Raw genomic sequence first — 26,710 nt, 5'->3', positions numbered from 1 at the left:
GGGGCCGGGCTGGGCCTGGTCCAGGGCGTCGACTTCGCCCCCTCCGCGCGGGCGCGGGGGCCGGACGCCGCCTGCCTCTCTCGACGGCGGACGTGGTGACCCCTCCGCGCGGGCGCGGGGGCCGGACCCTGGTGTGCTACGCGTCCTTCGGTGCCGCCTGCTGCGCGACCTCGAAGGACCACAGCGTGGCGCCGCTCGCCGCGGGCCGGGGGCGGTCGCCGGACTCCTGGGCGCCGCCCTGGTGGGCCGACTTCATCGGGCCCTCCATCCACGCCTGGAAGGACTCCTCGTCCCGCCAGCGCGTGTACACGAGATAGCTGTCGGTGCCCTCGACCGGCCGCAGCAGCTCGAACCACTCGAAGCCGTCGGAGCCCTCCACGGCGTGCGCGCGCGAGGCGAACCGCTTCTCCAGCGTCTCGCGCTGCTCGACCGGCACACTCAGTACGTTGATCTTGACTACGCTCATGGGCTCATCCTGCCGCACGCTCCCCGGCGCGCACGCGGCGGCTCACGCCGAGAGGGGCGGTCCGGCCGCCGTGGCCCGGACCGCCCCCGAGGTCAGGCCGTGACCAGCGTCAGCCCGTAGCGGCCGAGGATCTCGTTGACCGGCTGGAACCAGGTCTGCCCGCCGCTGGAGCAGTTGCCCCAGCCGCCGGAGGTGACCCCCTGGGCCTGGTCGCCGCTGATGAACGAGCCCCCGGAATCACCGCCTTCGGCGCACACGCTCGTCTTGGTCATCTGGCGCACGGCGCCCTGCTGGTAGTTGACGGTCTCGTTCTTGGCCAGCACCGAGCCGCAGCGCCAGCGCGTCGTGGAGCCGGAGCGGCAGATGGAGGCGCCGACGGGTGCCTCGGCGGAACCGCGTACGAGCTGGTCCGGGACGGTGCCCCAGCCGAGCACGACGGGGACGGTCCACCAGCCGCTGCCGACGCTCACCCAGGCGTAGTCGTTCTCCGGGAACGAGGAGCCCTGGAAGGTGCCGATGTAGCTGTTGTCCCAGCCCCGGACGCTCGCGCCCTGCTGGCCGCAGTGCCCGGCGGTGACGAATCCGCCCTGCACCGAGAAGCCTATGGAGCAGCGGACGTTGCCGGTGTAGTAGGGGTCGCCGCCGACGGTTCCGGCGGCGTAGGTGCGCGGGGCGGCGGGGGCCGTGCCGACGGTGACGGGACCGGCGTCGCGGGCGCGTGCCACGAAGGCGCGGACATCGTTGTCAGCCCGCTTTCCCTCGACCACGTTCACGACCACGGTGTTCGCCGCAGGGTCGACGTTCCAGCTGCTCACACCGGCCGGTGCGGACAGGCGGTCCAGGCGGGCCTTGGTCGCGTCGAGTTCGCGCGCGCTGTGCTCGACGGTGCGCACGGCCGCGCCGGCGGCCCGGATCTCCCGTACCGTCGCGGCCGAGGCGCCGGACGTCACCGCCACGGTGAGCCGCTGGGACTTGGTGTCGAACCACGCGCCGCCGTAGGCGGATCCGGCGGCCTCGCGTGCCTTGGGCGCCACGGTGGTGGCGGTGCGCTCCGCCGCCAGCCGGCTCTGGGCCTGCTGCTTCGACAGGCCGAAGTCGCGCTGCATCGCGCGCAGCAGTCCCTCGGAGGCGGGCTGCTGCCGGGCCTCGGCGGGGGCGTCGTCGGCCGCGGCCTGTCCGGTGCCGACCGCGGTCCAGCTGCCGAGGACGAGGAGTGCCGCGAGGCCGGCGTACTTGAGTCGGATGCGTCTCATGGGGGAGTTGCCCTTCGTCGTTCCAGCGGAGTGGGGGTGGAACAACCGCGTTTGAGAGCGCTCTCATGCGGGGTGGGGCAGAGCATAGCCAGCCCTTGATGTCAGGTCCATACCAAAGTCCGGGGAAAGGTGCGGGCAGCCGAAAGCGCGCACCCCGGGGCCGGTCGGGCTCCCGGGGTGCGCGGATCTCGCGGGGTGGGCGGCCGCGGTGCGCGGCTCAGCCGAGGTCGCCGGTCCTGGCCTGCCGCCACAGGTCGACGCCGCCGTCCGTGGCGTACGTGTCGATCTCGGCCAGCTCCTCCGGGGCGAAGTCGGCGTTCTCCAGGGCGGCCACGTTCTGCTCCAGCTGCTCGGTGCGCGAGGCGCCGATCACCAGCGAGGTCACCCGTGGGTCGCGCAGCGCCCAGGCGAGCGCCATCTGCGCGAGGCTCTGCCCGCGCCGGGAGGCGATGCCGTCGAGCGCGCGCAGCCGGCGCAGCATGTCGTCCGAGAGCCACGAGGCGTCGAACGACTTGCCCTGCGTCGCCCGCGAGCCCTCCGGGACGCCGTCGAGGTAGCGCCCGGTCAGCAGCCCCTGCGCCAGCGCCGTGAAGCCGATGACGCCGAAGCCCTCCTGCTCCGCCGCGTTCAGCAGGCCCTCGGTCTCGATCCAGCGGTTGAGCATGCTGTACGAGGGCTGGTGGATGAGCAGCGGGGTGCCCAGCTCCCGCAGGACGGCCGCCGCCTGCCGGGAGCGCTCGGCGTCGTAGGAGGAGATCCCGACGTACAGGGCCTTGCCCTGGCGGACGGCCGTGTCGAGCGCCCCCATCGTCTCCTCCAGCGGGGTGGAGGCGTCGAGGCGGTGGGAGTAGAAGATGTCGACGTGGTCCAGCCCCGTCCGGCGCAGGGACTGGTCGAGCGAGGCGAGCACGTGCTTGCGCGAGCCGCCGCCCTGTCCGTACGGGCCGGGCCACATGTCCCAGCCCGCCTTGGTGGAGATCACCAGCTCGTCCCGGTGGGGCGCGAGGTCCCGCTTCATCAGCCGCCCGAAGTTGATCTCGGCGGAGCCGTAGGGCGGCCCGTAGTTGTTGGCCAGGTCGTGGTGGGTGATGCCGAGGTCGAAGGCGCGCAGCGCGATCTCGCGCTGCGTCTCGAACGGCTTGTCGTCGCCGAAGTTGTGCCAGTACCCCAGGGACAGCACGGGCAGGTCGAGTCCGGAGCGGCCGCTGCGCCGGTACCGCATGGTGCCGTCGTAGCGCTCGGGGTCCGCGACGTGGTTCATCGAGTGTTCTCCGCAGGGTGCAGTCGGGGTGGTCCGGTCCGGGTGAGGGACCCGTTCACTGTGCTCCTGCCTGATTCTGACGTCCGAGGAATCCTTTTCATCGCATTCAGCGACACCGTTTCTGCCTGGTGTGCCGTGTTCATCCGCGTCCCCGGCCCACGGTGGTCTCCGGCACGTTGTGGCCCTCCAGCCGTACGGCCGGCCGCCCCGACGGCAGGGCGTCCGCCGGCCACGACAGGGTCAGGGTGCGCGACTCGCCCGGCAGCAGCCACAGGTAGTTGTCGCTGTAGAGGGTCGGCAGCACCCGCCCGCCCTTCTCGGCGTCCAGGAGCGAGAGGCGCACCATCGCCGCGACGGTCGTGCCCCGGTTGCGCACCCGCGCCGTGAGGCCGTGCCGCCCGCCGGAGCGGTCCGTGCCGGTGATCTCCAGCGAGACCCGGGTCCGCGCGGCCTGGTTGAGCGCCCGCATGTGGGCGGGCTCGCGGTAGCGCCAGTACGTGTTCTCCGCCAGCACCTCGCCGCGCGCGTCCACGAGGCGCAGCCGCAGCAGATGGAAGTCGGGCAGCCCGTCGGTCCAGCCGGCCGTGAACGCCGGCGCGGTCGCGGACGCCCCGACGTCCACCTTCTCGCGCAGTTCCGGGCCGAGCGCACGGCCCGAGAGGTCGTAGCGGCGCGCGGTCACGGTGGCCCCGCTGATCCGGCGCGGGGTGTGGTTGACGGCGATGACCTCACCGCTCACCGGGTCCGCCTGCACGTGCACGGCCTCGCTGGCCTTGCGGCAGCCGTAGTAGGCGCCGTTGACGTCGAAGTCGTAGTCGTAGGTCTGCCAGACGGTGCTGTACCAGGCGGGGTGGGACATCCACAGCAGCAGGGCGGTGGCGTTGTCCCACAGCCGGGAGTTCCACGCCTCGAACATGGCGCGGAAGTTCTCGTAGTTGACGAACTGGGCCTTGGCGCAGAAGTCGTCGAGGTCCTTCACCTCGCCGAGCCTGGACTCGACGGCCGCCCGGTAGTTCTGGGGCGCCTGGTTCCCGCGCGTGCTCCAGTCGTGGTAGTACCAGGCGTCCTTGACGGGCCACTCCGGTTCGTCGCCGACCAGGTTGCGCATGGTCTGCGCGGTCGGCAGCACCGGCATGCCGATCTCGGTGTGGAAACCGAAGTCGCCGCTGCCGTAGGTGTCCGGGGAGAAGTAGCGCCCGGGTTCCACCCAGCCGTAGGGGCCGCCGCCGGTGACGATGCCGCTCGCCGAGTTGTTCTGGTACAGCAGGTCCGGTGCCTCCGCCCGCACCGCGGCGCGCATGCCCTCGTCGAGCGCGGCGGGCGGATTGCCCTCGTTGGCGCCGCACCACACGACGATGCTCGGGTGGCTGCGGTAGCGGCGCACGGTGTCCTGCGCGAGGCTCAGGAACGCCTTGTGGTCCGGCGGGTTCATGCCCCAGGCGTTGGGGAAGTCGTTCCACACCAGCAGGCCCTGCTCGTCGCAACTGGCGTAGAACTCCTCGCGGTTGCTGGACCCCAGCCAGTTGCGGATCATCGTGAAGTTCATGTCGCGGTGCATGCGCACGGCCGCGTCGATCCGCTCGGCGGGCATCCGCCGCAGCAGTTCGTCCCAGCCCCAGTTGCCGCCCCGGCAGAACACCCGGACCCCGTTGACGCTGATCGCCAGCGGCACCGTGGAGTTGTCGACCGACTTCACGTCCGTCCACTGCTCGCCGTCGTCGGAGACCTGGACCGTGTACGTCTTCGCGTACGCCTGCTCCCAGAGGATCACCACCCGGTCGAACCGCACGCGCTCGCCGAGGTCGACCCGGATCCACTGGCCGTCCTCGTACGCCGAGGACCAGCGGGTGTTGGGGTCTCCGTCCACGGCGTTGGAGGCCGCACCCTCCTGCGCGGAGGACGCGGTGGCCTCCTTGCGCAGCGCGAGGTCGGTGCCGGGGGAGGCGCTGTCCACCACGGACAGGCTCCACAGCGATGTGCCCCAGGTCGTCGCCCGCTTGCCGCAGAGGACCCGCACGTGCCGCGCCGTGCGCGCCGCGAACTCGACGTTCTGCAGGGCCGCCGAGCCCGAGGTGCGGAAGGGCAGCGGGGCCGCGCCGTTGTCGACGGAGGCGGTGTCGCGCCATGTCTCGCCGTCGTCGGAGACCTGGACGACGTAGGTCTTGGCGTACGCCTGCTCCCAGGTGAGGACCACCCGGTCGAAGGAGACCTGGGAGCCGAGGTCGACCCGGATCCACTGGTCGTCCTCGAACGCCGAGGACCAGCGGGTCTTCGGGTCGCCGTCGGTGGCGTTGCCGGCCGCGTTGCCGCCGTCGTCCACGGACGAGGCGGTGGCGGGCCTGCCCAGCGCGAGGTCGGTGCCGGGGGAGGCGCTGTCCACCACGGACAGGCTCCACAGCGAACTGCCCCAGCTGGTCGCCCGGGTCAGACACCGGATCCGCACATGGCGGGCGCTCTGCCGGCCCGGTTCCACGGTCTGGGCGTAGGAGTCGCTGCCCGACTGGAAGGTCAGCGGCACGTCGTACTCGTAGCCGTACTGGCGTATGCCGAACCGGGTCGTGCGCCGGTCGCTGACCTGGCCGGCCACCGAGGCGGTCAGGGCCAGGCCGTGCAGATCGGGCTGCCCGTAGCCGTTGGGCCACCACAACTTCGGCTTGCGCAGCCGCAGTCGGGAGTGCGACTGCGGGGTGAAGGTCACGTCGGTGCTCTCGCCCGCGGCGACCGTCACGGTCCGGGTGAGCCGGGTGCCGAGTAGTTCGGCCGCGACGGTGACGCTCCGGCTCGCCGAGTCGGCGTTGCGCACCGGGACGACGACGGTGAGTTCGGCCGTGGAGGTGTCGGGCAGGCCGGGCAGCCGGGTGTCCACGCGGGGGTCGCCGAGCACGGCCGCGCCCGTCGAGCGCAGCCGGACGTGGTTCCAGATGCCGGCGGCCCGGTCGCGCACGGCGGGCATCCAGTCCCAGCCCGAAGCGGCCAGGTACGTGGGCGAGTTGCGGTTCATCATGTTCGCGCCCGCGTCCACGAACGCCAGACCCGCGGGGCCCTTGTCGGCCGGGCTGCCGGGGTAGGGCATCGGCGTGATCCGCACGGCCAGGGCGTTCTCGCCCCGGTCGGCCAGGAGTTCGGTGACGTCGAGGGCGGCGCGGGCGAAGGGGTAGGTGACCGTGCCGACGCGCTTGCCGTTCAGCCACACCTCGGCCTCGTGGTTGACGCCGTCGAACTCCAGCCAGACGCGCCGTCCGGAGCCGGTGCGCAGCCCCTCGGGCAGCTTGAACTGGCGTCTGTACCACCAGGAGTGGCGGGAGAGGGCCTCCGGCACGTGCAGGTTGTTGAAGCCGGCGACCGGGTCGGGCAGATGGCCCTCGTCCACGAGGGAGGTCAGTACGGTGCCGGGGACCGCGGCCGGGAGCCAGCGGCTGGTGTCGACCGAGGTCCGGGACAGCGCGGGGCCCTCGGCGCCTGCCCAGTCGTCCATCGTCAGGTCCCAGCCGGACTCCAGGGCGACCGTGCCGTCGGCGGCGACCTTCAGGGCCGGGGGAGTGCGGCGGTTGACGCCCCAGTCGGTCCAGCCGGTCGCCCCGGGACGGCGGGCGTCGCACGTGCCGTACACCTGGAGGCCGTTGAGGCCGAGGGGGTTGGCGTTGGAGCGCTTCGTGACGGTCATGCGCACCCAGCGCGCGGTGACCGGCCGCTCCAGCTCGATCTCGGCGACGCCGCCGCGCCCGGAGTCGGTGCGGTACACCGCCGTCCACGCCGTGCCGTCGCGGGAGGTCTCGACCACGAAGGAGACGGCGCAACTGGACAGGATCTCCTGGCCGGTGGTGTTGTCGCGCGGGTTGCCGCCGGGCGCGTCCACGTACGGCGGGTCGTCCGCGGTGGCCTCGAACGTGAGCCGCAGAGAGCGGACCTCGCACTGCGCCTGGAGGTCGACGCTGATCCACTGCGGGTCACCGCCCGCGGCGCGCCAGCCGGTTCCGCGGACGCCGACCGTGTCGAGGCCGTCCACGGCGAACTCGGCGGGCGTGGGCGCGTAGTCGGTGGAGGAGACCGTCACCGGACGGTACGCGGCGAGTTCGCGGGCGGTGCCGCCCGGCCGGCCGGTTCCGGCCGCGGTGGCGACGGACGGCAGGCTCATGCCGATCCCGAAGCCGGCGAGAAGGGTGGACCCGGCGCTGAGCACGGTGCGACGGGACGGCACAGAAGGCTGATCCGGCATGGGACGCGGCTCCGATCAGGGATGTCCGATGGACGAAACGAGCTGGGGCCAGCAGACTGGCAACGTTGTCAGGCGGGGTCTGACAACGTTGCCAAACCCTGCACCTCCGGCCTGGGTCCGTCAAGACTTCCGGCGGCGATCCACCGTGTTTCTGTAAATTAGTAATTAATATTGACAGGGTTCCAGCCGCGCGCCACAGTCTTCGCCGTGGCGCCGACGGTCCCGCCCGCGGGCCGGCGGCGCGTCACGCCCCCGCGCCTCCCGACTCGGCGCGGGGGTGTGCCACTTGGCCCGGCCCGCCGGGCGGGAAGGTCGTGCCGCCGGGCGGGTTCCGGTGGCGCCGGCCGACCTCAGGGGAAATAAATTAGTAATTAATCTTGACGTGGTGGATGTGCCACGCGAACCTGGATCCGCCGCGAGCGGGCCCCGGCCGTCAGGAGGGCCGGGCCGTCCGCGCGGATCCACAGGGAGCCCTCCATGACCCACTTCCAGCCAGGACGCCGGCGATTCCTCGCGGGACTCGGCGCCACCGGCACGGCCGCGCTGCTCAGCGGCTGCGTCACCTCGTCGTCGACCTCGAAGACCTCCTCCGGCGGCGCGGTCACCCTCCAGTCCAATCTCTCCGCGCCCCAGGCCAAGGCGGCCATGCAGGACGTCGTCGCCGCCTACGCCGGGAAGAAGACCGGGACCGTCAGCCTCAACACGGTCGCCGCGGAGACCTTCCGCACCCAGCTGCCCACCTACCTGACCTCCGCCAACCCGCCGGACGTCTACACCTGGTACCCCGGCTCGGTCGCCGACGCCTACGCGAAGAAGGACCTCCTCCTCGACCTCGGCGACCTGTGGGACGGACCCGAACTCAAGGGCTACTCCAAGGCACTGCGGACCCTGTGCACCGCCACCTCCGGCAAGAAGGTCTTCGTGCCCGCCACCTCCTACTGGTGGGGCATGTTCTACCGGAAGTCCCACTTCGAGAAGTGGGGCGTGCGCCCGCCCACCACGTGGGACGGCTTCCTCGGCGTGTGCGACAAGCTCAAGAGCAAGGGCGTCGCCCCCGTCGGACTCGGCGCGGGCGGCAACACCGCCTGGGTCGCCTCCGCCTGGTTCGACTACCTGGACATCCGCATCAACGGCGCCGTCTACCACCGCGAACTCCTCGCCGGAAAGCGCCGCTTCGACGACCCCCAGGTGCGCAAGGTCTTCGACCGCTGGCGGGAGGTGCTGCCCTACTTCGACCCCAACGGCGTCGCGGGGGCCTTCCAGGACGCCACCACCGCCTTGCTCAACGGCCGCAGCGGCATGATGCTCATCGGCACCTTCTTCGCCGACGCGGCGCCGAAGGACGTCCTCGACGACATCGACTTCTTCCGCTTCCCCGTCATCGACCCGAAGGTGCCTCTCGCCGAAGAGGCCCCCACCGACGGCTACTTCGCCAGCGCCCGCACCGGCCGCCGCGACGGCGTGCTCGACCTGCTCCGCTACCTCGCCACCGCCGAGGCCCAGGAGACCTACATCAAGGGCTCCTCCGGCACCGTCCTGCCCTGCCACCCCGACGCCCAGGACTCCGGCACCGCGCTGGTCAGGAAGGGCCGGGCGCACATCGAGGAGGCCGTCGAGATCACCCAGTTCTTCAACCGCGACTCCAGCGACGCCCTCCAGCCCACCGCGGACAACGCCCTCGCCAAGTTCCTCGCCAAGCCCAAGGAGATCGACGGCATCCTGCGGGACTGGCAGCGCGACGCCGAGAAGATCTGGACGGCCTGACATGGCCGTCCTGACCGCCCCCCACCGCAAGTCCCCGGCTCCGGCGGCCTCCCGGGGCCGCCGGGCCCGGGGCCCGCGCAACACACCCCCGCTGGTGCTCGCCTTCGTCCTCGTCCCGCTGCTCGCCGAGGCCGTCTGGGTGTTCTGGCCCGCCCTCCAGGGCTTCTACCTCGCCCTGACCGACTGGGACGGCGTGTCCCCGCCGGCCTTCGTCGGCCTGGACAACTTCCGCGAGATGGCGGGCGACGAGACCTTCCGCGGCGCCGTCGTCAACACCGTGCTGTGGCTCGTGCTGTTCGGCGGCCTGTCCGCCGTGCTCGGCCTCGCCGCGGCCCTGCTGCTCCAGCAGGAGCGGCGCGGCGTCGGCTTCTACCGCGCCGCCCTGTTCCTGCCCGTCGTCTTCTCCCTGGTCGCCACCGGCCTGGTCTGGCAGGCGGTCTACCAGCCCGACGGCGTCCTGAACCAGGTCCTCGGGTCCGTCGGACTCGGCAGCCTGCGCCACGCCTGGCTCGCCGACCAGGACACCGCCCTGTACGCGGTCATCGTGCCCGCGCTGTGGCGGCAGATCGGCTACGTGATGGTCCTCTACCTCGCCGGCCTCAAGGGCGTCGACCCCGCCCTGTACGAGGCCGCCAAGGTCGACGGCGCGAACGCCCGCCAGCGCTTGCGCCATGTCACCCTGCCCCAACTGCGCAGCGTCAACGCGGTCGTCGTGTCCGTCATCATCATCGACTCCCTGCGCTCCTTCGACGTCGTGTGGTCGCTGACCCGCGGCGGCCCCTACCACTCGTCCGAACTGCTGAGCACCTACATGTACGCGACCGCCTTCCAGTCCCTGCGGCTCGGCTACGGCTCCGCCCTCGCCGTCGTCATCTTCCTGCTGGCGTTCGGCGTCATCGCCTCCTACCTCGTGCGCGCCTTCCGGGAGGCCGACTGATGTCCGCCAACTCCACGGCGCTGCGCCGCAAACGGGCCGCCACCGCCGGATTCCACCTCTCCGCAGGCACCCTCGCCCTGCTGTGGCTGCTGCCCATCGCCCTGGTCGTGGTGACCAGCCTGCGCTCCTTCGACGACATCGCGGCCAACGGCCTCGGCGGCCTGCCCCGGTCCTTCACCCTGGACAACTTCCGGCAGGCGTGGGTCGACGGCGGCCAGCAGCGCGCCCTGATCAACAGCCTGATCGTCACCGTGCCGTGCGTGCTGGTGACGCTGGCCCTCGCCGCCATGGCAGCGTTCGCCCTCAGCCGCTACGAACTGCCCCTGCGGCGCTCGCTGCTGCTGCTCATGCTCGGCGGCAACCTGCTCCCCCCGCAGATCCTGCTGATCCCCGTGTCCAAGCTCAGCGAGCTGATCGGGGTGTACGACACCCTGCCCGCGCTGATCGGCGTGCAGATCGGCTTCGGCGTCGGCTTCTACGTCTTCGTCCTGCACGGCTTCATGCGGGCCATCCCCGCCGAGATCCAGCAGGCCGCCGTCGTCGACGGCGCCGGGCCCTGGCAGATCTTCTGGCGCGTCATCCTGCCGCTGACCCGCCCCGCCCTCGCCGCCCTGAGCGCCCTCTCGTTCACCTGGATCTTCAACGACCTGCTCTGGGCCATCACCGTGCTGCGCAGCGACACCAAGATGCCGATCACCGCGGCCCTCATCGGCCTCCAGGGCCAGTACGTCTCCCAGTGGAACGTGATCGCCGCCGGCTCCGTCATCGCCGCCGCCCCCACCGTCGCCGTCTTCCTGCGCTTCCAGCGCCACTTCGTGGCCGGCCTGAACCTCGGAGCGGTCAAGTGACGCCGTACCCGCGCTGGACCCTGCGCACCGAGCACACCGGCTACACCGTCCGGCTCTCCCCGGACGGCCCGTGGGCCGAGCTGGACGCCTGGGGACCGCACGGCGCGGAGCACGGCCCGTCCGCCCTCGACTGGTCCCACCGCACCCACTTCATCACCCCCGCCGACGCGGCCCCCGCCGAATACCTGCCGTACGGCATACGGCCGTTCACCGGAGCCGAACTCATCGCCGCGGGCCCCGACGGGGAGCGGGGCTCCTGGTGGGAGTTCGACGGCGCCCAGGAGACCGGGACCGGACTGCGGCTCGCCTTCACCGACGGACTCCTCGGACTGCGCACGGTCCTGTGCTACGAGACCGTGCCCGGCACCGACATCGTCCTGCGCTGGACCGAGTTCACCGCCTCGCGCGAACTGCGCCTGGAACGGCTCGACTCGGCCGCCGTCACCGTGCCCGTCACGGCCGGCGCCCGGCTCACCTACCTCACCGGCCAGTGGTCGCAGGAGTTCCAGCGCACCCAACTCCACCTCACCCGGGGCACCTTCACCATGGGCAGCATCCAGGGCGTGCCCGGCCACGCCTACGCGCCCTGGCTCGCCGTGCAGGACACGACCGGCGAGGACGCCCCCGCCTACGGCGTCGCCCTGGAGTGGTCCGGCAACTGGCACATCACCGCCGAGGCCGAGCCCGGCGGCGCGGTCCGGGTGCGGGCCGGACGGGTCCCGCACGAGGGCGCGGTCCGGCTCGCACCCGGTGAGCGGCTGACCACCCCCCGCCTGGCCTGCGCCTTCAGCGCCGACGGCCTTGACGGCCTCTCCCGCGTCTGGCACCGCTACGAACGCCGGCTCTCCGGCGAGCGCCTGCACCGCCCCCGCAAGGTCCTCTACAACTCCTGGGAGGCCACCGGCTTCGGCGTCGAAGCCGCCGGACAGCTCGAACTGGCCCGCGCCGCGGCCGGCATCGGCGCCGAACTCTTCGTCGTCGACGACGGCTGGTTCACCGGACGTGCCGACGACACCGGCGGCCTGGGCGACTGGCACCCCGACCCCGCCGCCTTCCCCGACGGCTTCGACCGCTTCGTCGCCGACGTGCGCGCCCTCGGACTGGACTTCGGCCTGTGGGTGGAACCCGAGGCGGTCAGCCCCGGCAGCCGCCTGCACACCGAACACCCGGACTGGGTCTACCGCGTGGACGGCCGCCCCGCCCGCCTCGTGCGCCACCAGCTCCTGCTGGACCTCGGCCGCACCGACGTCCAGGACTTCGTGATCGCCACCCTGGACCGGCTCCTGGACACCTACGCCATCGACTACCTCAAGTGGGACATGAACCGGCCGCCCACCGAACGCGGCCGCCCCTCGGCCGGCCCCGCCGACCTGGACGCCGAGCACGTCGCCGGATACCTGCGCGTGCTCGACCACCTGCGCGCCGCCCACCCCGGCGTCACCGTCGAGGGCTGCGCCGGCGGCGGCGGACGCGTCGAGCACGCCACGATCGCCCGCACGGACGTCGTCTGGCCCAGCGACAACACCGCCCCGCTGGACCGGCTCGCCATCCAGCACGGCTTCCTGCACGCCCACGCCCCGCACGTGATGAGCTCCTGGGTCACCGACGCGCCCGGCGTCTTCGACCCCCGGCCGCGCTCGCTCGCCTTCCGCTTCGTGAACGCCATGTGCGGCGTCCTCGGCATCGGCGCCGACCTGCGCGCCTGGACACCCGCGCAGCGGGCCGAGGCCGCCGGGTGGATCGCCCGCTACAAGGAGGTCCGCGACGTCGTCCACCTCGGCGAGGCCCGCCTGCTGGGCACACCGGCCGACCCCACCTGCGGGGTGCAGTACGACGCGGACGGGCGCACCGTCGTCGCCGCGCTGAGCACCGGCCGCCTCGACGGCGCGCCGCTGGTGCCCGGCCGCCCCGCCCGGCTGCGGCTGCGGGCGCTGGACCCGGCGGCACGCTACCGGGACACGGCGAGCGGGACGACGTACAGCGGCGCCCATCTGCTGCACTACGGGCTGCCGTTCGCCTGGAGTGCCGATCACGACGCCGACCTCGTGGTACTCACACGTGAGTGAGCGTCATATGTTTCCCGGACGGCCCGCCCGCCCGTCCCGAGCCCCCGAAGGAGTCGACCTGACGATGGACCAGTCCCCCCGACGGCCCGGCGAGCGCTTCACCGGCCGCACCGCCGTGGTCACCGGCGCGGCCTCCGGCATCGGCGCCGCGACCGCCGTACGCCTCGCCGACGAGGGAGCGGCCGTCGTCCTCGCCGACATCGCCGGCGACAGCGGAGCCGCGCTCGCCGCGCGTATCGCCGAGGGCGGCGGCCGGGCCCGGTTCGTGCGCGCCGACGCGGCGGACGAGGACGACTGGCCGCGCGTCGTGGCCGCCGCCCACGCCTTCGGCCCGGTGGACGTCCTCGTCTCCAACGCCTACACCGTCGACGTCGCCCCCGCGCACGAGCTGACCCTGGAGTCCTGGCAGCGCCAGCTCTCCGTCAACGTCACCGCCGGCTTCCTCGGCTTCCGGGCCGTCCTGCCCGATCTGCGGGCCCGGCGCGGCGCGGTGGTGCTGACCTCCTCCGTGCACGCCCGCGTGGGCATCCCCGGACACCCGGCCTACGCCGCGTCCAAGGGCGCCCTGCTGTCCCTGTGCGGGCAGCTCGCCGTCGAGTACGGGCCGCAGGTCCGCGTCAACGCCGTCGTCCCCGGCCCCATCCTGACGGCCGCCTGGGACCGCGTGCCGCCCGAGGACCGCGAGCGCAGCGTCGCCGAGACCGCCGCCCGCCGCTTCGGCACCCCCGAGGAGGTGGCCGCCGCCATCGCCTTCCTCGCCGCGGACGAGGCCGCCTACGTCACCGGCACGAGCCTCGTCGTCGACGGGGGCTGGAGCGTCCTGAAAGCCTCCGCATGACCCGCACCCCCACAGCCCCCGCACCCCAGCAGAAAGGCTCTACGACATGACGCCCTACGCCCGCCGCGGCGTGCACGGCCAGACGGTGGAATCCCTCGCCCGCCGCATCCTGGGCGGGCACATCCCCGAGGGAGCCACGCTCGACCTGGTGGCGCTGCAGAGCGAGTTGGACGTCAGTCTCACCGCCCTGCGCGAGTCCCTGAAGGTCCTCGCCGCCAAGGGGATGGTCGACGCCCGCCAGAAGCGCGGCACCTTCGTGCGGGCCCGCGCCGACTGGAACCTGCTCGACGCCGACGTGCTGCGCTGGCAGTTCGAGGGCGCCGACGAGGCCACCGACGCCGACCGGACACTGCTGCGCAACCTCGCCGAGGTCCGCGCGATCGTCGAACCGGCCGCCGTCCGCCTCGCCGCGCAGCGCCGCACCGAGGAGGACCTCGCAGCCCTGGACGCCGCCCTGGACGCCATGGACGCGCACGGCGCGGACGCCGGGCAGGCGGTCGAGGCCGACCTCGCCTTCCACCGCGCCCTGCTCGCCGCCACCCACAACGAACTGCTGGAACGCATGGAGATGGTCATCGAGCCGGGCCTCGCCCACCGGGACCGCATCGTGCACAGCCACCCCCACAGCGAGGACCCCGTACCGGCCCACCGCGCTGTCCTGGACGCCGTGCGCGAGCGCGACCCGGGGGCCGCGGAGCGCGCGATGCGGGCCCTGCTCGTCCAGGCCGGGCGCGACCTGGACCGGATCGACGGCCCCGACGACCCGCGGGCCCAGGGCGCCCCCTCCGACGACGTGAAAGGCACGGGTGGCAAGTGAAGATCACCCGTATCGAGACCTTCCTGGTCCCGCCGCGCTGGCTGTTCTGCCGCATCGAGACCGACGAGGGCGTGGCCGGCTGGGGCGAACCCGTCGTGGAGGGCCGTGCCGAGGTGGTCCGCGCCGCCGTGGACGTCCTCGCCGAGCACCTCCTGGGCCAGGACCCGCTGCGCATCCAGGACCACTGGCAGGTGCTCACCAAGGGCGGCTTCTACCGCGGCGGCCCCGTCCTGTCCAGCGCCGTCGCCGGCCTCGACCAGGCCCTGTGGGACATCGCCGGAAAGACCTACGGCGCCCCCGTGCACGCCCTGCTCGGCGGCCCGGTCCGCGACCGCGTACGCGTCTACGCCTGGGTCGGCGGCGACGAACCCGCCGCACTCGCCGAGCAGATATCCGCCCAGGTCGAGGCCGGCTTCACCGCGGTCAAGATGAACGCCGCCGGCGCCACCCCGCCCCTGACCACCGCGGCCGAGACGGCCGCCGTCGTCGACCGGGTCGCCGCCGCCCGCGAGGTCCTCGGCCCCGGCCGCGATGTCGCCGTCGACTTCCACGGCCGCTTCAGCGCCGCCGCGGCCCGCCGCGTCCTGGCCGAAATCGCCCCGCTGCACCCGCTGTTCGTCGAGGAACCCGTCGTCCCCGAGCACGGTCAGCTGCTGGCGGGCCTGGTCGCCACGAGCCCGGTGCCGCTCGCCACCGGCGAACGCCTCTACTCCCGCGCGGAGTTCCTGCCCGCGCTGACGGCGGGCATCGCCGTCGCCCAGCCCGACCCCTCCCACGCCGGCGGCATCTCCGAGGTCCACCGCATCGCCTCCCTCGCCGACGTCTACGGCGCCCAGCTCGCCCCGCACTGCCCGCTCGGCCCGATCGCCCTGGCCGCCAGCCTCCAAGTCGCCTTCGCCACACCGAACTTCCTCATCCAGGAACAGAGCCGGGGCATCCACTACAACAAGGACGCCGACCTGCTGTCCTACGTCGTCGACCCCGCCCCCTTCCGCTTCGTCGACGGCCACGCCCCGCGCAACGACGCCCCCGGCCTCGGCATCACCGTCGACGAGACGGCCGTACGGGCCGCCGACGCCGCCGGACACGCCTGGCGCAACCCCGTCTGGCGGCACGCAGACGGCTCGTTCGCCGAGTGGTGAGCCCGTGCTGACGGTCACCACCGACCCCGGGCACGGCGGCCGCTGGACCTCCCTGCGCTCACCCGCCCGCGAATGGCTCTGGCACCGCCCCGCACCCGAGCGCGGCCTGGCCGCCCCGGGCGACGCGTTCGCGGACGCGGGCGGACTGGAGGAGTGCGTCCCCACCGTCCGCGGACTGCCCGACCACGGCGACGTCTGGGCGCGCGCCTGGACCGTGAGCGGCGAGACCCAGCACGTCGGGGCCGGTTCCTTCACCCTCGCCCGGACCCTCACCCCCACCGCCGAGGGCGTCGCCGCCGACTACACCCTCACCGCGGCGCCCGGCTTCCGGTTCGTGTGGGCGGCGCACGCCCTGCTCGACCTGTCCGCCGACGCGACCCTGCACATGCCCCCAGGGGCGGCCACCCGCCTCTTCCCCGAGGCGGCGCCCCTGCTGCCCGGCCCCTGGCCGCCCGGCGCGCCCTGGGTGGCGGGCGCCTGGCCCGCACCCCACGGTGTGCCCATGGACCGGCTCGGCCCCGACGACGGCACCGCGGTCGGCGCCGTCGTGGACGCGGACCTGTGCTGCGTCCACGACGGCGACGACCGGCTCGCCCTGCTGCTGCGGGCGGACAGGCAGCCCGTGTCGACCGCCCTGTGGCGCAACCTCGCCGGCTTCCCGCCGGAGCGCCCGTACCGCAGCACCGGCGTCGAGCCGATGCTCGGCCGCGTCTTCGACCTCGCCGACGCGGGCCCGGGCGACGCCGCCCGGGTACCGGCCACCGGCGAGGTCCGCTGGCGGCTCACGCTCACCCCGTCCTGCCGCTGCCCCGAGCCCCCCGCACCGAAGGAGGACCGTCCGTGGACCTGACCGCCGCGCTCGCCGTACACCGCCTCGTCGCCGTCGTCCGGGGCGACGACCCCGACGCCGCGCTGCGCACCGTGCTCGCCCTGTCCGAGGAGGGCGTCGACCTCGTCGAGGTCTCCCTCTCCGGCAGGGACGCCCTCGGCGTCATCGCCCGCGCCCGCGAGGCCCTCGGCCCGGACCGCCCGCTCGGCGCGGGCACCGTGCTGACCGCCGAGGACGCGCGCGCGGCCCAACGCGCGGGAGCCTCCTTCGCCGTCACCCCCGGCCTGGGCGCGGGCGTCACCACCGCCCACGCCCTCGGGATGCCGGTCCTCGCCGGGGTCCTGACCCCGACCGAGATCGTCGCCGCCCGCGCCCTGGGCGTCGCCGCGCTCAAGATCTTCCCGATCGCGCAGTTCGGCGGGCCCGCCTACCTCAAGGCCCTGCGCGGCCCCTTCCCCGACGCGCCGCTCGTGCCCGTCGGCGGTGTCGGCGAGACCGCCGCCCGCGCCTGCCTCGCGGCCGGTGCCGCGGCGGTCGGCGTGGGCTCGCCCCTCGTCGGCGACGCGGCGGACGGCGGCAGCCTCACCGCCCTCAGGGAGCGCGCCCGCCGCTTCCGCACCGTCGTGGCGGAGGTGGTGCGATGACCGCCGGCCCGCGCACCACCCGCCCCGACCGCCTGGAACTCGGCGAGGGCATCCGCTGGACCGGTACCCGGACCGTCCTCGTCGACATCCTCGACGGCCGCCTCCTGTCCGTCCCCGACAACCCCGCCGCGCCCCTGAACACGCTCGCCCGCCTCCCCGTCCCGCTCGGCGCGGTGGCCCCCGTCGCCGGACACGAGGACACCTGGATCGCCGCCGCGGGTACCGGCGTGTGCCTGCTGCGCCCCGACGGCACCCTCGACTGGCTGGCCCGCCCCGAGGAGGGCGTACGCCCGCGCATGCGCATGAACGACGGCACCGCCGACCCTTCGGGCCGGTTCTGGGCCGGAAGCATGTCCTGCGACGCCGACCGGGACGCGGGCTCCCTCTACCGGGTCGACCCGGACGGCACGGTCGTACGGGTCCTGGCGGGCATCACCGTCCCCAACGGGCCCGCTTTCACCCGCGACGGCCGGCTGATGTACCTCGCGGACAGCGCGCGCGGCGTGGTCCGGCAGTACCCCGTCGACCCCGCCACGGGCGCCCTGGGCGCACCCGGGGAGTTCGTCACCGTCGCCGACGGCAGCCCCGACGGCATGGCCGTGGACGCCGAGGGGGCCGTGTGGATCGCCCTCTGGGGCACCGGCACCGTGCGCCGCCACCTGCCCGACGGGACCCCGGACCGCACCCTGCGGCTGCCCGCCCGGCAGCCCGCCGGAGTGTGCCTGGTGGACGACGTCCTGCACATCACCACCGCCCGGGTGGGGCTGAGCGACCCCGGCCCCGGTGACGGCGCCCTGTTCACCGTGCACGTCGACGTGCCCGGACCGCCCACCCCCGCCTGCCGGCTGGACCTCCGCGCCGCCTCGGCCCCCGGAGGTCCGGCATGAGCCGCGCACCCGGCGCCGCACCCCGGTGGCGGCCCGCGCCGGGCCCGGTCGTCTGCGTCGGCGAGACCATGGCGGCGCTCGCCCCCGACCCGCCGGGTCCTCTGGAGGACGCCGAGGAGCTGAGGCTGTCGGTGGCCGGCGCCGAGTCGAACGTCGCCATGTACCTCGCCGACCACGGCATCCCCGTCTCCTGGCTCTCCGCGCTCGGCGACGACCCGCTCGGCAGAAGGGTCCGCGCCGCGGTCGCCGCCCCCGGCGTCGACGTCTCCCACGTCCGCACCGACCCCGGCCGTCCGACCGGCCTGCTGCTGAAGGACCCGGGCCCCGCCGGTACCCGCGTCCACTACCACCGGCGCGGCTCGGCCGCCTCCGCCCTCGGACCCGAGGTGCTGGCCGCCCCGCCCGTGCGTGGCGCGGCGCTGCTGCACCTGACGGGCATCACCCCCGCCCTGTCCGCATCCTGCCGCGCGCTGGTGACCGCGGCCCTGGCGGCGGAGCGCCCCTACGCCGTCAGCTTCGACGTCAACCACCGCGCCGCCCTGTGGCCCGGCGCGACGGCCCCCGACGTGCTGCGGGAACTGGCCGACCGCGCCGACATCGTCCTCGTCGGCCTGGACGAGGCGCAGACGCTGTGGGGCGGCCACCTGACGCCCGGGGCCGTACGCGACCGCATTCCGAAGCCCCGCGTCCTCGTCGTCAAGGACGGCGCGCACGCGGCCACGGCCTTCACCGGCGAGGAAGCCGTCACGGTCCCGGCGCCCCGGGTGGCGGTCGTGGAGGCCGTGGGCGCCGGGGACGCCTTCGCGGCCGGGTTCCTGGCGGGCCTGCTGCGCGGCAGGACCACGACCGCGGCCCTGCGCCTCGGCCATCTCACCGCGGCCTCCGCGCTGCGGGTCACCGGCGACCACGGCCCCCTGCCCGATCCCCGGGAGACCGAAGCCCTGCTGGACCTGTCGCCCGCCGGGTGGGCGCGGCGGGCGGGTGCGGCACCCCCGGCGTGAGCCCGCCCGGCACTCGGCGCGCGGCATGTCATATGCCCATCTATGCTCCATTTGTGTGACGACCATCTTCGGAGAGCTCGTGGAGAAGCAGCGCGCGGCCGAGCATGCGCACGGCCGCGTCGAGGAACTGCGGGGCAAGTACGGCCCGCCGACCCAGGTGGGCGGCTGGGGCGCCCGCCAGACCGAGACGTACAACACCGCGCTGCGCGCCTGGCGCGACCTCGCACGGGATCTCCAGGTCGCGGTCGCCGCCTACGCGCGCGAGCGCGGGGCGTCCCGCAGCGACGTGGAGGACCAGCTGAAGAAGGCCGCCCGCCACGCCGATGCGGGGGGCCGGGGCGTGTAGGGGCGACCCGCACCGACGCCGTCCGGGCACCCGCCCGGCGGCGGGCGCGGCCGCAGCGGCCGGTCCCTCGCCGCTTCAGGGCAGCAGGCGGCGCTCCTTGGCCACCGCGACCGCGCCCGCGCGCGTGTCGACGCCGAGCTTGTCGTAGATCCGGCGCAGATGCGTCTTCACCGTGGCCTCGCTGATGAACAGGGCGCGGGCGATGTCCCGGTTGCCGATCCCGAGGGCGAGCTGGGCGAGGATGTCGCGCTCGCGGTCGGTGAGGCCGGGCCGCGGACTGCGCAGCCCGGCCATCACCCGCCCGGCGACCGGCGCGGACAGGGCGGGCCGGCCCTCCGCGGCGGCGTGGATCGCGGCGAACAGCTCCTCCGGCCGCTCCGCCTTGAGCAGATAGCCGGTGGCGCCCGCCTCGATGGCCCGGGTGATGTCGGCGTCGGTGTCGTACGTGGTCAGCACGAGGACATGCGGCGCGCCACCGGGAGCGGAGGTGAGGCGGCGCGTGGTCTCCACGCCGTCGATGCCCGCGCCGAGCTGGAGGTCCATCAGCACCACGTCCGGCGCGAGCTTCACCGCCAGCGCGAGGGCCTCCTCGCCGCTGCCGGCCTCGCCGGCCACCTCGATGCCCGGGGCGCTGTCGAGCAGGGCGAGCAGTCCGGCCCGTACGACGGCGTGGTCGTCGCAGACCAGGATGCGCACGGGGGCACGGCCGGGGGGTGTCGGGGCGCCCCCGAGGGGACCGGTCATCGGGGCTCCTCCAAGGGGACCGCGGCGGACAGGACGGTGCCCTCGCCGGGCGCGGACTCCACGGTCAGCGTCCCGCCGAGGGCCCGCAGCCGGGCCCGTATCGCGGGCAGTCCGTGGCCGCGGTCCGCGCCGGGGGAGCGGGGCGGCGAGGCGGGGTCGAAGCCTCGGCCGTCGTCGCCGACGTCGAGGACGACGGTGTCGTCGAGCAGGGTCAGGGTGAGCACGGCCGTCCCGGCCCCGGCGTGCTCGCGGACGTTGGCGAGGGCGCCCTGGGCGACCCGCAGCAGCGCCGACTGGACCGCGTCGGGCAGCCGGGGCAGCCGCTCCTCGCCGTCGACCGCCACCCGCACGGTCAGCCGCGGCCCGGACTCCCGCGCGGCCAGCGCGCGCAGCGCCTCGGCGAGGTCCCCGCCCCGGGCGAGGTCGGCGGGCGCCAGGTCGTGCACGAAGCGCCGGGCCTCAGCGAGGTGGTGCTCGGCGACGGACGCCGCCGTACGGACATGGGCGCGGGCCTTGTCCGGCTCGCTCTCCCACACCCGGTCCGCGGCCTGGAGCAGCATCCGCTGGCTCGACAGGCCCTGGGCGAGGGTGTCGTGGATCTCCATCGACAGCCGCTCGCGCTCGGCGAGGGCGCCCTCCCGGCGTTCCGACGCGGCCAGTTCGTGACGGGTGCGGATCAGGTCGTCGATCAGGACGCGCTGGCGGGCCGTGTGCCGTTCCATCTGGAGGAAGACGGCGGTCGCCAGCGCGGCGACGGCGGGCGGCGCCAGCACCAGGTTGGGGTCGAAGCTCCCGGCGAGCTGGACCTGCGTCGCGACGACGAACACCGTCAGGACGGCCACCAGCACCAGGGCCGCGCGCTGCGGCAGCGTCCGCAGGCCGGTGTAGAACAGCGGCACCGCGCACCAGGCGAAACTCGGCGCGAGCACGACCAGGACCATCCACACCACCACGACCGACGCCAGCCAGGCCGCCTGCCGGGCGCCGGGCCGCGGCCCCGCCCGACCGGCCCGCGGCCCCAGCAGGTGCAGCACGGCGAGCACCACGCACAGCGCGATGATCCACGGCGTGCGGGGCTGGCCGGGATGGCGCAGCAGGAAACGGGCGAGCGCCCCGCCGAGCAGCAGGAAGAACGCCGTGTGCATCACCGCGCCGAGCCATCGCCCGTCCACGGTGTCCGCCCGCGGTGACCGGTTCGCCACGCGCCGCCGCCTCCCTTCCTGTCCCCGGGCTCCGTCCCTGGGCTCTGATCTGGGCAAACACCTCCATTGTGGCCCCGCGCCCGGCGCCCGCGGGTCAACCGATCGGATGACACCGCCGTCGTCCTTCCCGCTGCCCGGAGCCAGCCGGTACGCCGACCGCCCGGGTCCGCTTTCGGGCCGAGGCTGGAGACCGGACGAAGCGAGGCGGTCACCGGGCCGCCCGTCCACCGAAGGAGTCGACCGACCCATGAACCGAGTGCGCAAGACCTTCTCCCGCCGTGCCCGCGTCGCCACCGGCGGTGCCGTGCTCGCCGTCGTCGCCGTGGCCGGCTTCGGCGCGGTGTCCGCGAACGCCTCCGCGAACGCTTCGACCTCCACCACCACCTCCGCCGCCGCGCCCGCCCCGGCCCCGGCCCGCGCGACCACCACCTCCACGCATCTGACCGTCGACGCGGCGGCCAAGGCGGCCCAGGCCGCGCTGGACGCCGCCGAGAAGGAGAACCAGCGCGTCACGGTCGCCGTCGTCGACCGCAACGGCAACACCGTCGTCACCCTGCGCGGCGACGGCGCCGGCCCGCAGTCCTACGAGTCCGCCGAGCGCAAGGCGTACACCGCGGTCTCCTGGAACGCCCCCACCTCGCAGCTCGCGGAGCGCCTGGAGCAGACGCCCAACCTCAAGGACATCCCCGGCACCCTGTTCCTCGCGGGCGGCGCCCCCGTGACGGCAGGCAAGGCGCCCGTCGCCGGGATCGGCGTCGCGGGCGCGCCCTCCGGCGCCCTGGACGAGAAGTTCGCGCAGGCGGGCGTCGACGCCCTCGCCCGCTAGCAGGTACGGGGACGGCCTCCCGCTCGGATACGGCCGCCTGCTCGGAGACGGCTTCCCGCTCGGGTACGGCCTCCCGGCGGACGGACGGCGGACGGACCGTGCGCCGCCCGTCCGGGCCGCTCCGGCCAAGGCCGTGGCCGCCGCCGTCACTTGATGTGCCCCGGCCCCGGCTAAGCCTGTCGGAGGGGCCCACTAAGCTCCCGCCCATGAGTGAGGACGACAGAGCCCCCGGCAGACGCGTCGTGGACGGGCGCTTCGCACTGGAGGCCCGCCTCGGCGGGGGCGGCATGGGCACGGTCTGGCGGGCCAGGGACCTGGCGCTGCACCGGCTGGTGGCCGTCAAGGAGGTCCGCCCGCCCGACCGGGACCTGGCCGAGTACGACCCCGAGGGGGCCCGGATGCTGCGCGAGCGGGTGCTGCGCGAGGCCAGGGCGCTGGCCCGGATCGACCACCCGAACGTCGTCACGATCCACCACATCGTCGACGGCGGCGAGGGCACCTACCCCTGGCTCGTGATGGAGCTGGTCAGCGGCGGCTCGCTCGCCGACCGGCTGGAGCGCACACCGATGCCGCCCGCCGAGGCCGCCCGGATCGGCCGCGGTGTGCTCGCCGCGCTGACGGCCGCGCACGACGCCGGTATCCAGCACCGGGACGTCAAGCCCGCCAACGTCCTGATGCGGCCCGACGGACGCCCCGTCCTCACCGACTTCGGCATCGCCGCGATCCGCGAGACCACCAGCCTCACGGCCACCGGCTCCATCATCGGCACCGCCGACTTCATGGCGCCGGAGCGCATCTCGGGGCACGAGGGCGGCTCCGCGTCGGACCTGTGGTCGCTGGCGATGATGCTGTACACCGCCGTCGAGGGCCGTCACCCGCTGCGCCGGGGCACGACCCTCGCCACCCTCGCCGCCGTCCTCCACGAGGACGTGCCGCCGCCGGAACGGGCCGACGCCCTGGGCGGGGTCCTGATGAGCGTGCTCGTGCGGGACGCCTCGGCGCGCCCGTCGGCCGCGGAACTGGACCGGCTGCTCGCCGAGGTCGAGGCGGGCCCGGCCGGACCGCCGCGTTCCGGGCCCACGTCCTACGCGCTGACCCCGCCCGCCGCGACCGGGGGACACCCCGCCCCGGCCGGCACGTTCGGCGGCCCCGGCCACCCGGCCGGCACGTTCGGCGGCTCCGGGCAGCCGGCCCCCGCCACCACGTTCGGCTCACCGGGCCGCTCCGCCGCGCCCACCGGCCCCGTCTCCGGCGGCTTCGGCCCGCCGCCGGTCCTCCCGCAGCCGTTGACGGCGCCCGCGGGGGCGGTCCGCCGGGGCGGTGCGGGCCGTACGGCCCTGATGAGCATGTCGGCGTTCGGGGTGGCCGGCGTGGTCGGCCTGGTGTGGTGGCTGCTGCCCCCCGGCTCCGACACGCGCGGGAACGGCGCCGGATCGACGCCCGGCACGTCCTCCTCGCGCGGCGCCGACACGGCGAAGGGCGGCGATGTCCCGGCCGCCGAGGGGTCGAAGGAGGCGGACCCGGCCGCCGACCAGGGCGGTACGTCCGGCAGTCTGCTGACCCCCGCCGGCATCCGCACCGCGATCAAGGCGTTCAAGGAGGCCACGGGCCGCGACTGGTACTCCGACCTCACGGTCTATCCGGAGTACGTGTCCGCCGAGATCATGGTCAAGGGCAGCAGCAAGAAGTACGACTCGTACACCTACCGGCCGGGCAGCGGCGTCGAGAAGGGCATCATCAGCAGCACGATCTCCAGCATCGATAAGCCGATGCGGCTCGACGGCTTCGACTGGGACAAGGTGCCCGCGCTGCTGGCCATGGCCGAGAAGAAGCTCAACGTCGACAAGCCGACCTCGCGCTACATCATCGCGAAGCCGCCCAACACCGCCTTCGACGAGCCCGAGAGCCTGGCCGTCTACCTCGGCGACGACTACGGCTCGGGCTATCTCCGAGCAGACCCCAAGGGCAGGGTGACCAAGATCTATCCGGCCGAGGACTGACCGGGGCACGGCGGCGGGACCGAAGGCCCCGGCCCGGCGCACCGGCCGGACACGGACCGCCCCCGACGAGCCGAGCGGGACATCCGGACGGACACTGTGGGAGATCCGTGCGCGACCGCGCGGGAAGCCCCGGCCCGGCATCTCGCGTCCGGAGGTCTCCCGGCACCCGGCGGTGCCGGAGACCGCCGGACCCGTCGGGACCGGGCGGGACGGCGGGTACCCGTTCCCCCACCTCGACACGACCCCGACACGGCCCCGCCGCGCGGATCACCGGGCGGCGGCCGGCGCACGACCCACCCGGACCGGAGGAGAACGGCCCATGAAGATCCATCTGACCAGCGTCTTCGTCGACGACCAGGCCAAGGCCCTGCGCTTCTACACGGACGTCCTCGGCTTCGTGCTGAAGCACGACGTCCCGGTCGGCGAGAAGGACCGCTGGCTGACGGTCGTCTCACCCGAGGAGCCCAGCGGCACCGAACTCCTCCTTGAGCCCCTCGGTCACCCGATCGCCAGGACCTACCGCGACACGCTGGTGGAGGACGGCGTCCCGCTCGCCCAGTTCGCCGTGGAGGACGTGCACGCCGAGTACGAGCGGCTGCGCGCCCTCGGGGTCCGCTTCACCCAGCAGCCCGTCGAGATGGGCCCCGTCACCACGGCCGTCCTCGACGACACCTGCGGCAATCTGATCCAGATCGCGACGCAGGCGCGGTAGCCCCCGCCGGCCTCGCGTGCCGCGCCCGCGGACGGCGACGCCGCCCCGGGCGGGCGCGGCGGGTCCGCGCCGGGTGCCCACCGCCCCTACCGGCCGCCGGGCAGCCCGTCCAGCCAGTCGATCAGGATCCGGCCGACCTCGGCGGGCCGCTCCTGCTGGATCCAGTGGCCGCAGCCCTCCAGGAGGTGCGAGGACACGAGCCCCGGCAGCGTCCGGGGGAACGCGCTGATCGCGTCGGCCAGCCAGGTGGTCGAGGCGTCGCGGTCGCCGCCGACGAAGAGCGACGGCTGGGTGACCGGTGCCCCGTCGTGGGCGGCCAGGTCCTCCCAGTCGCGGTCCACGGCCCGGTACCGGCCGAGCGCTCCCGTCAGACCGGTCCGCTCGAACTCCCCGGCGTAGAAGTCGAGATCCGCCTCGGTGAGCCACGCCGGACGCCCCTTCGGGAACCGCTCCCGCAGGGTGCCCGCCGCCCTGCTCACGAAGTGCGGGTCCGGCGCGCCGGGCGCCGGCGTCGTGTCGCCGGACAGCGCGGCGTAGAAGCCCGCGAGCCAGCCCCGTACGTCGGGCTCGATCTCCGCCTCGGCGCGGCCGGGCTCCTGGAAGTAGGAGACGTAGAACTCCTCGTCCCCGCCCATCGCGGCGAACACCTCGCTCGGACGCGGACCTCCGCGCGGGGTGTACGGCACGCTCAGCAGCCCCACCGCCCGGAACACGCCGGGCCGGAGCAGGGCCGAGTGCGCCGCGATGCCCGCGCCCCAGTCGTGGCCCACGACCACGGCCGACTCCTCGCCCAGCGCGCGCACCACGGCGACGTTGTCCTCGACCAGCTCCGTCATCCGGTACGCCGCGGGCGGGGCGGGGCGGGAGGAGCGGCCGTAGCCGCGCACGTCGACGGCGACCGCGCGGTACCCGGCCGCCGCGAGCACGGGCAGCTGGTGGCGCCAGGAGTACCAGGACTCCGGGAATCCGTGCACCAGCAGCACGAGCGGCCCGGCCCCCTGCTCCACCAGGTGCACCCGCCCACCGGGCGAGGCGACCACGCGATGCGTGCGCTGCGACATCCGACCTCCTCCGTACACGACCTCCGACACCCCGATCATGCGCGGCCCGACCGGCGCCCCACGAGCCGCTTTGCCGATCCGGCAAACCACCTGGCGGGCGGCGCGCACGACCCCCGGCGGGCGAGGTGAACCAGCCCCGCCGGCGAGGCGCGCCGGCCCTGGCGGGTGCCGCGAACCAGCCGGACGGGCGGCGCGCGACCCGGCGCGCGCCGTGCCTCACCCGGCGGCCCGGGTTCTCTCTCCGCGGCGCGTGAATGTCGGGAAAGCGGGGCGAGTGGGAAAATTCCCTCAAGGACCGCCGCCCCGCAGGGCGCCCGCGCGAGCGTGAGGAAAACCCGTGGACCTGGACTCGGTGGCCGACGAACTCTACGGGCTGCGGCCGCAGGAGTTCACCGCCGCCCGCGACGCGCGGGTCGCGGCGGCCCGCACGGACGGCCGGCGCGGACTCGCCGACGAGATCCGGCGGCTGCGCCGGCCCAGCCTCTCCGCCTGGGCCGGCAACATCCTGGTCAGGGCGCGGCGGGACGAGGTCGGCCCGCTGATCGAGCTGGGTGAGGCGCTGCGCGCGGCCCATCGGGACCTGGACGGGCCGCAGTTGCGTGCGCTCGGCCGGCAGCAGCACCAGCTCGTCACCGCCCTCGCCGGGCAGGCCGTACGGCTCGCCGCCGACGCCGGGCATCCGCTCGGCCCGGACGCCCGGCGCGAGGTGCAGGAGACCCTGCGGGCGGTGCTCGCCGACGCCGAGGCCGCCCGGCAGTGGGCCTCCGGCCGCCTCACCGGACCGCTGGTGCCCTCCGCGGGCTTCCCCGCCGCGGGCACCGGGGCACCGGCCGCCGCCGCGTCCCCGACG

22 protein-coding genes and 1 pseudogene are annotated in these 26,710 nt (G+C 74.5%); 16 read left to right on the top strand and 7 right to left on the bottom strand.

The genetic code is table 11. From position 1 onward, the window contains the following. Positions 1-136: 136 nt before the first annotated feature. The 4 genes from SZN_RS21240 to SZN_RS21225 form a co-directional block, all read right to left on the bottom strand. Positions 137-466 (bottom strand): antibiotic biosynthesis monooxygenase family protein, encoded by a 330-nt coding sequence (locus SZN_RS21240; protein WP_007498403.1) that lies wholly within the window; start codon positions 464-466, stop codon positions 137-139. A gap of 92 nt (positions 467-558) precedes the next feature. Next, on the bottom strand, positions 559-1,719 hold the full coding sequence (locus tag SZN_RS21235) for a S1 family peptidase (RefSeq protein WP_007498401.1): 1,161 nt from the start codon (positions 1,717-1,719) through the stop codon (positions 559-561). A gap of 217 nt (positions 1,720-1,936) precedes the next feature. After that, a complete protein-coding gene (mgrA, locus tag SZN_RS21230; protein WP_007498400.1) occupies positions 1,937-2,980 on the bottom strand; it encodes an L-glyceraldehyde 3-phosphate reductase in 1,044 nt (347 codons plus the stop codon). A gap of 139 nt (positions 2,981-3,119) precedes the next feature. Continuing rightward, positions 3,120-7,196 (bottom strand): discoidin domain-containing protein, encoded by a 4,077-nt coding sequence (locus SZN_RS21225; RefSeq protein ID WP_043732173.1) that lies wholly within the window; start codon positions 7,194-7,196, stop codon positions 3,120-3,122. A gap of 477 nt (positions 7,197-7,673) precedes the next feature. On the opposite strand from SZN_RS21225, the gene SZN_RS21220 reads away from it, so the two are divergent. The 12 genes from SZN_RS21220 (at position 7,674) to SZN_RS21165 (ending at position 19,315) form a co-directional block, all read left to right on the top strand. Beyond that, a complete protein-coding gene (locus tag SZN_RS21220) occupies positions 7,674-8,960 on the top strand; it encodes an ABC transporter substrate-binding protein (protein WP_007498398.1) in 1,287 nt (428 codons plus the stop codon). A 1-nt stretch (position 8,961) separates the two neighbouring features. Further along, the gene (locus tag SZN_RS21215) at positions 8,962-9,897 is read left to right on the top strand and encodes a carbohydrate ABC transporter permease (protein ID WP_007498390.1); all 936 of its coding nucleotides are present in this window, start codon (positions 8,962-8,964) and stop codon (positions 9,895-9,897) included. Further along, positions 9,897-10,745, top strand: coding sequence for a carbohydrate ABC transporter permease (locus SZN_RS21210; protein WP_007498389.1), 849 nt, complete (start codon positions 9,897-9,899; stop codon positions 10,743-10,745). The genes SZN_RS21215 and SZN_RS21210 overlap by 1 nt, the downstream gene beginning before the upstream one ends. Then, the gene (locus SZN_RS21205) at positions 10,742-12,811 is read left to right on the top strand and encodes an alpha-galactosidase (protein WP_007498387.1); all 2,070 of its coding nucleotides are present in this window, start codon (positions 10,742-10,744) and stop codon (positions 12,809-12,811) included. The genes SZN_RS21210 and SZN_RS21205 overlap by 4 nt, the downstream gene beginning before the upstream one ends. Positions 12,812-12,875: 64 nt before the next feature. Then, positions 12,876-13,649, top strand: coding sequence for an SDR family NAD(P)-dependent oxidoreductase (locus SZN_RS21200; protein ID WP_007498385.1), 774 nt, complete (start codon positions 12,876-12,878; stop codon positions 13,647-13,649). A gap of 46 nt (positions 13,650-13,695) precedes the next feature. Beyond that, complete coding sequence (locus SZN_RS21195; RefSeq protein WP_007498384.1) at positions 13,696-14,466, top strand: FadR/GntR family transcriptional regulator; 771 nt, start codon at positions 13,696-13,698, stop codon at positions 14,464-14,466. Continuing rightward, positions 14,463-15,608, top strand: a complete 1,146-nt coding sequence (gene dgoD / locus SZN_RS21190; RefSeq protein WP_007498383.1) for a galactonate dehydratase — start codon at positions 14,463-14,465, stop codon at positions 15,606-15,608. Before SZN_RS21195 ends, dgoD begins: the two co-directional genes overlap by 4 nt. Positions 15,609-15,612: 4 nt before the next feature. Continuing rightward, positions 15,613-16,458 carry a hypothetical protein gene (locus tag SZN_RS21185; protein WP_007498382.1) on the top strand — a complete coding sequence of 282 codons (846 nt, stop codon included), beginning with the start codon at positions 15,613-15,615 and terminating at the stop codon, positions 16,456-16,458. Further along, the gene (locus SZN_RS21180) at positions 16,449-17,081 is read left to right on the top strand and encodes a bifunctional 4-hydroxy-2-oxoglutarate aldolase/2-dehydro-3-deoxy-phosphogluconate aldolase (RefSeq protein ID WP_007498380.1); all 633 of its coding nucleotides are present in this window, start codon (positions 16,449-16,451) and stop codon (positions 17,079-17,081) included. Before SZN_RS21185 ends, SZN_RS21180 begins: the two co-directional genes overlap by 10 nt. Then, entirely contained in the window at positions 17,078-17,968 is an 891-nt protein-coding gene (locus SZN_RS21175) for an SMP-30/gluconolactonase/LRE family protein (protein WP_007498378.1), read from the top strand. Before SZN_RS21180 ends, SZN_RS21175 begins: the two co-directional genes overlap by 4 nt. Beyond that, complete coding sequence (locus SZN_RS21170; protein WP_007498376.1) at positions 17,965-18,969, top strand: sugar kinase; 1,005 nt, start codon at positions 17,965-17,967, stop codon at positions 18,967-18,969. Before SZN_RS21175 ends, SZN_RS21170 begins: the two co-directional genes overlap by 4 nt. 55 nt (positions 18,970-19,024) lie before the next feature. Further along, entirely contained in the window at positions 19,025-19,315 is a 291-nt protein-coding gene (locus tag SZN_RS21165; protein ID WP_007498375.1) for a hypothetical protein, read from the top strand. Between the two features lie 75 nt (positions 19,316-19,390). Here SZN_RS21165 and SZN_RS21160 read toward each other — a convergent pair whose 3' ends face one another. Both SZN_RS21160 and SZN_RS21155 read right to left on the bottom strand, forming a co-directional pair. Next, complete coding sequence (locus tag SZN_RS21160; RefSeq protein ID WP_007498374.1) at positions 19,391-20,059, bottom strand: response regulator; 669 nt, start codon at positions 20,057-20,059, stop codon at positions 19,391-19,393. After that, positions 20,056-21,204, bottom strand: a complete 1,149-nt coding sequence (locus SZN_RS21155; RefSeq protein ID WP_078508792.1) for a sensor histidine kinase — start codon at positions 21,202-21,204, stop codon at positions 20,056-20,058. The genes SZN_RS21160 and SZN_RS21155 overlap by 4 nt, the downstream gene beginning before the upstream one ends. Before the next feature lie 304 nt (positions 21,205-21,508). On the opposite strand from SZN_RS21155, the gene SZN_RS21150 reads away from it, so the two are divergent. From SZN_RS21150 to SZN_RS21140, 3 genes are all read left to right on the top strand, one after another. Then, positions 21,509-22,087 carry a GlcG/HbpS family heme-binding protein gene (locus tag SZN_RS21150; protein ID WP_007498372.1) on the top strand — a complete coding sequence of 193 codons (579 nt, stop codon included), beginning with the start codon at positions 21,509-21,511 and terminating at the stop codon, positions 22,085-22,087. A 206-nt stretch (positions 22,088-22,293) separates the two neighbouring features. Beyond that, positions 22,294-24,087, top strand: a complete 1,794-nt coding sequence (locus SZN_RS21145; protein WP_007498371.1) for a serine/threonine-protein kinase — start codon at positions 22,294-22,296, stop codon at positions 24,085-24,087. A 319-nt stretch (positions 24,088-24,406) separates the two neighbouring features. After that, a complete protein-coding gene (locus SZN_RS21140; protein WP_007498370.1) occupies positions 24,407-24,799 on the top strand; it encodes a VOC family protein in 393 nt (130 codons plus the stop codon). Between the two features lie 86 nt (positions 24,800-24,885). On the opposite strand, the gene SZN_RS21135 is transcribed toward SZN_RS21140, so the two are convergent. Next, positions 24,886-25,860 carry an alpha/beta fold hydrolase gene (locus SZN_RS21135; RefSeq protein WP_007498369.1) on the bottom strand — a complete coding sequence of 325 codons (975 nt, stop codon included), beginning with the start codon at positions 25,858-25,860 and terminating at the stop codon, positions 24,886-24,888. 337 nt (positions 25,861-26,197) lie between these two features. Between SZN_RS21135 and SZN_RS21130 the strand changes: the two are divergent. After that, positions 26,198-26,710: pseudogene (locus SZN_RS21130) on the top strand (hypothetical protein); the annotation flags it as partial.

Origin of the sequence: Streptomyces zinciresistens K42, assembly GCF_000225525.1 — a bacterium.
Classification (GTDB): Bacteria; Actinomycetota; Actinomycetes; order Streptomycetales; family Streptomycetaceae; genus Streptomyces; species Streptomyces zinciresistens.
The sequence above is the reverse complement of the archived record's forward strand: the minus strand, read 5'-3'. Positions and strand labels throughout refer to the sequence as shown.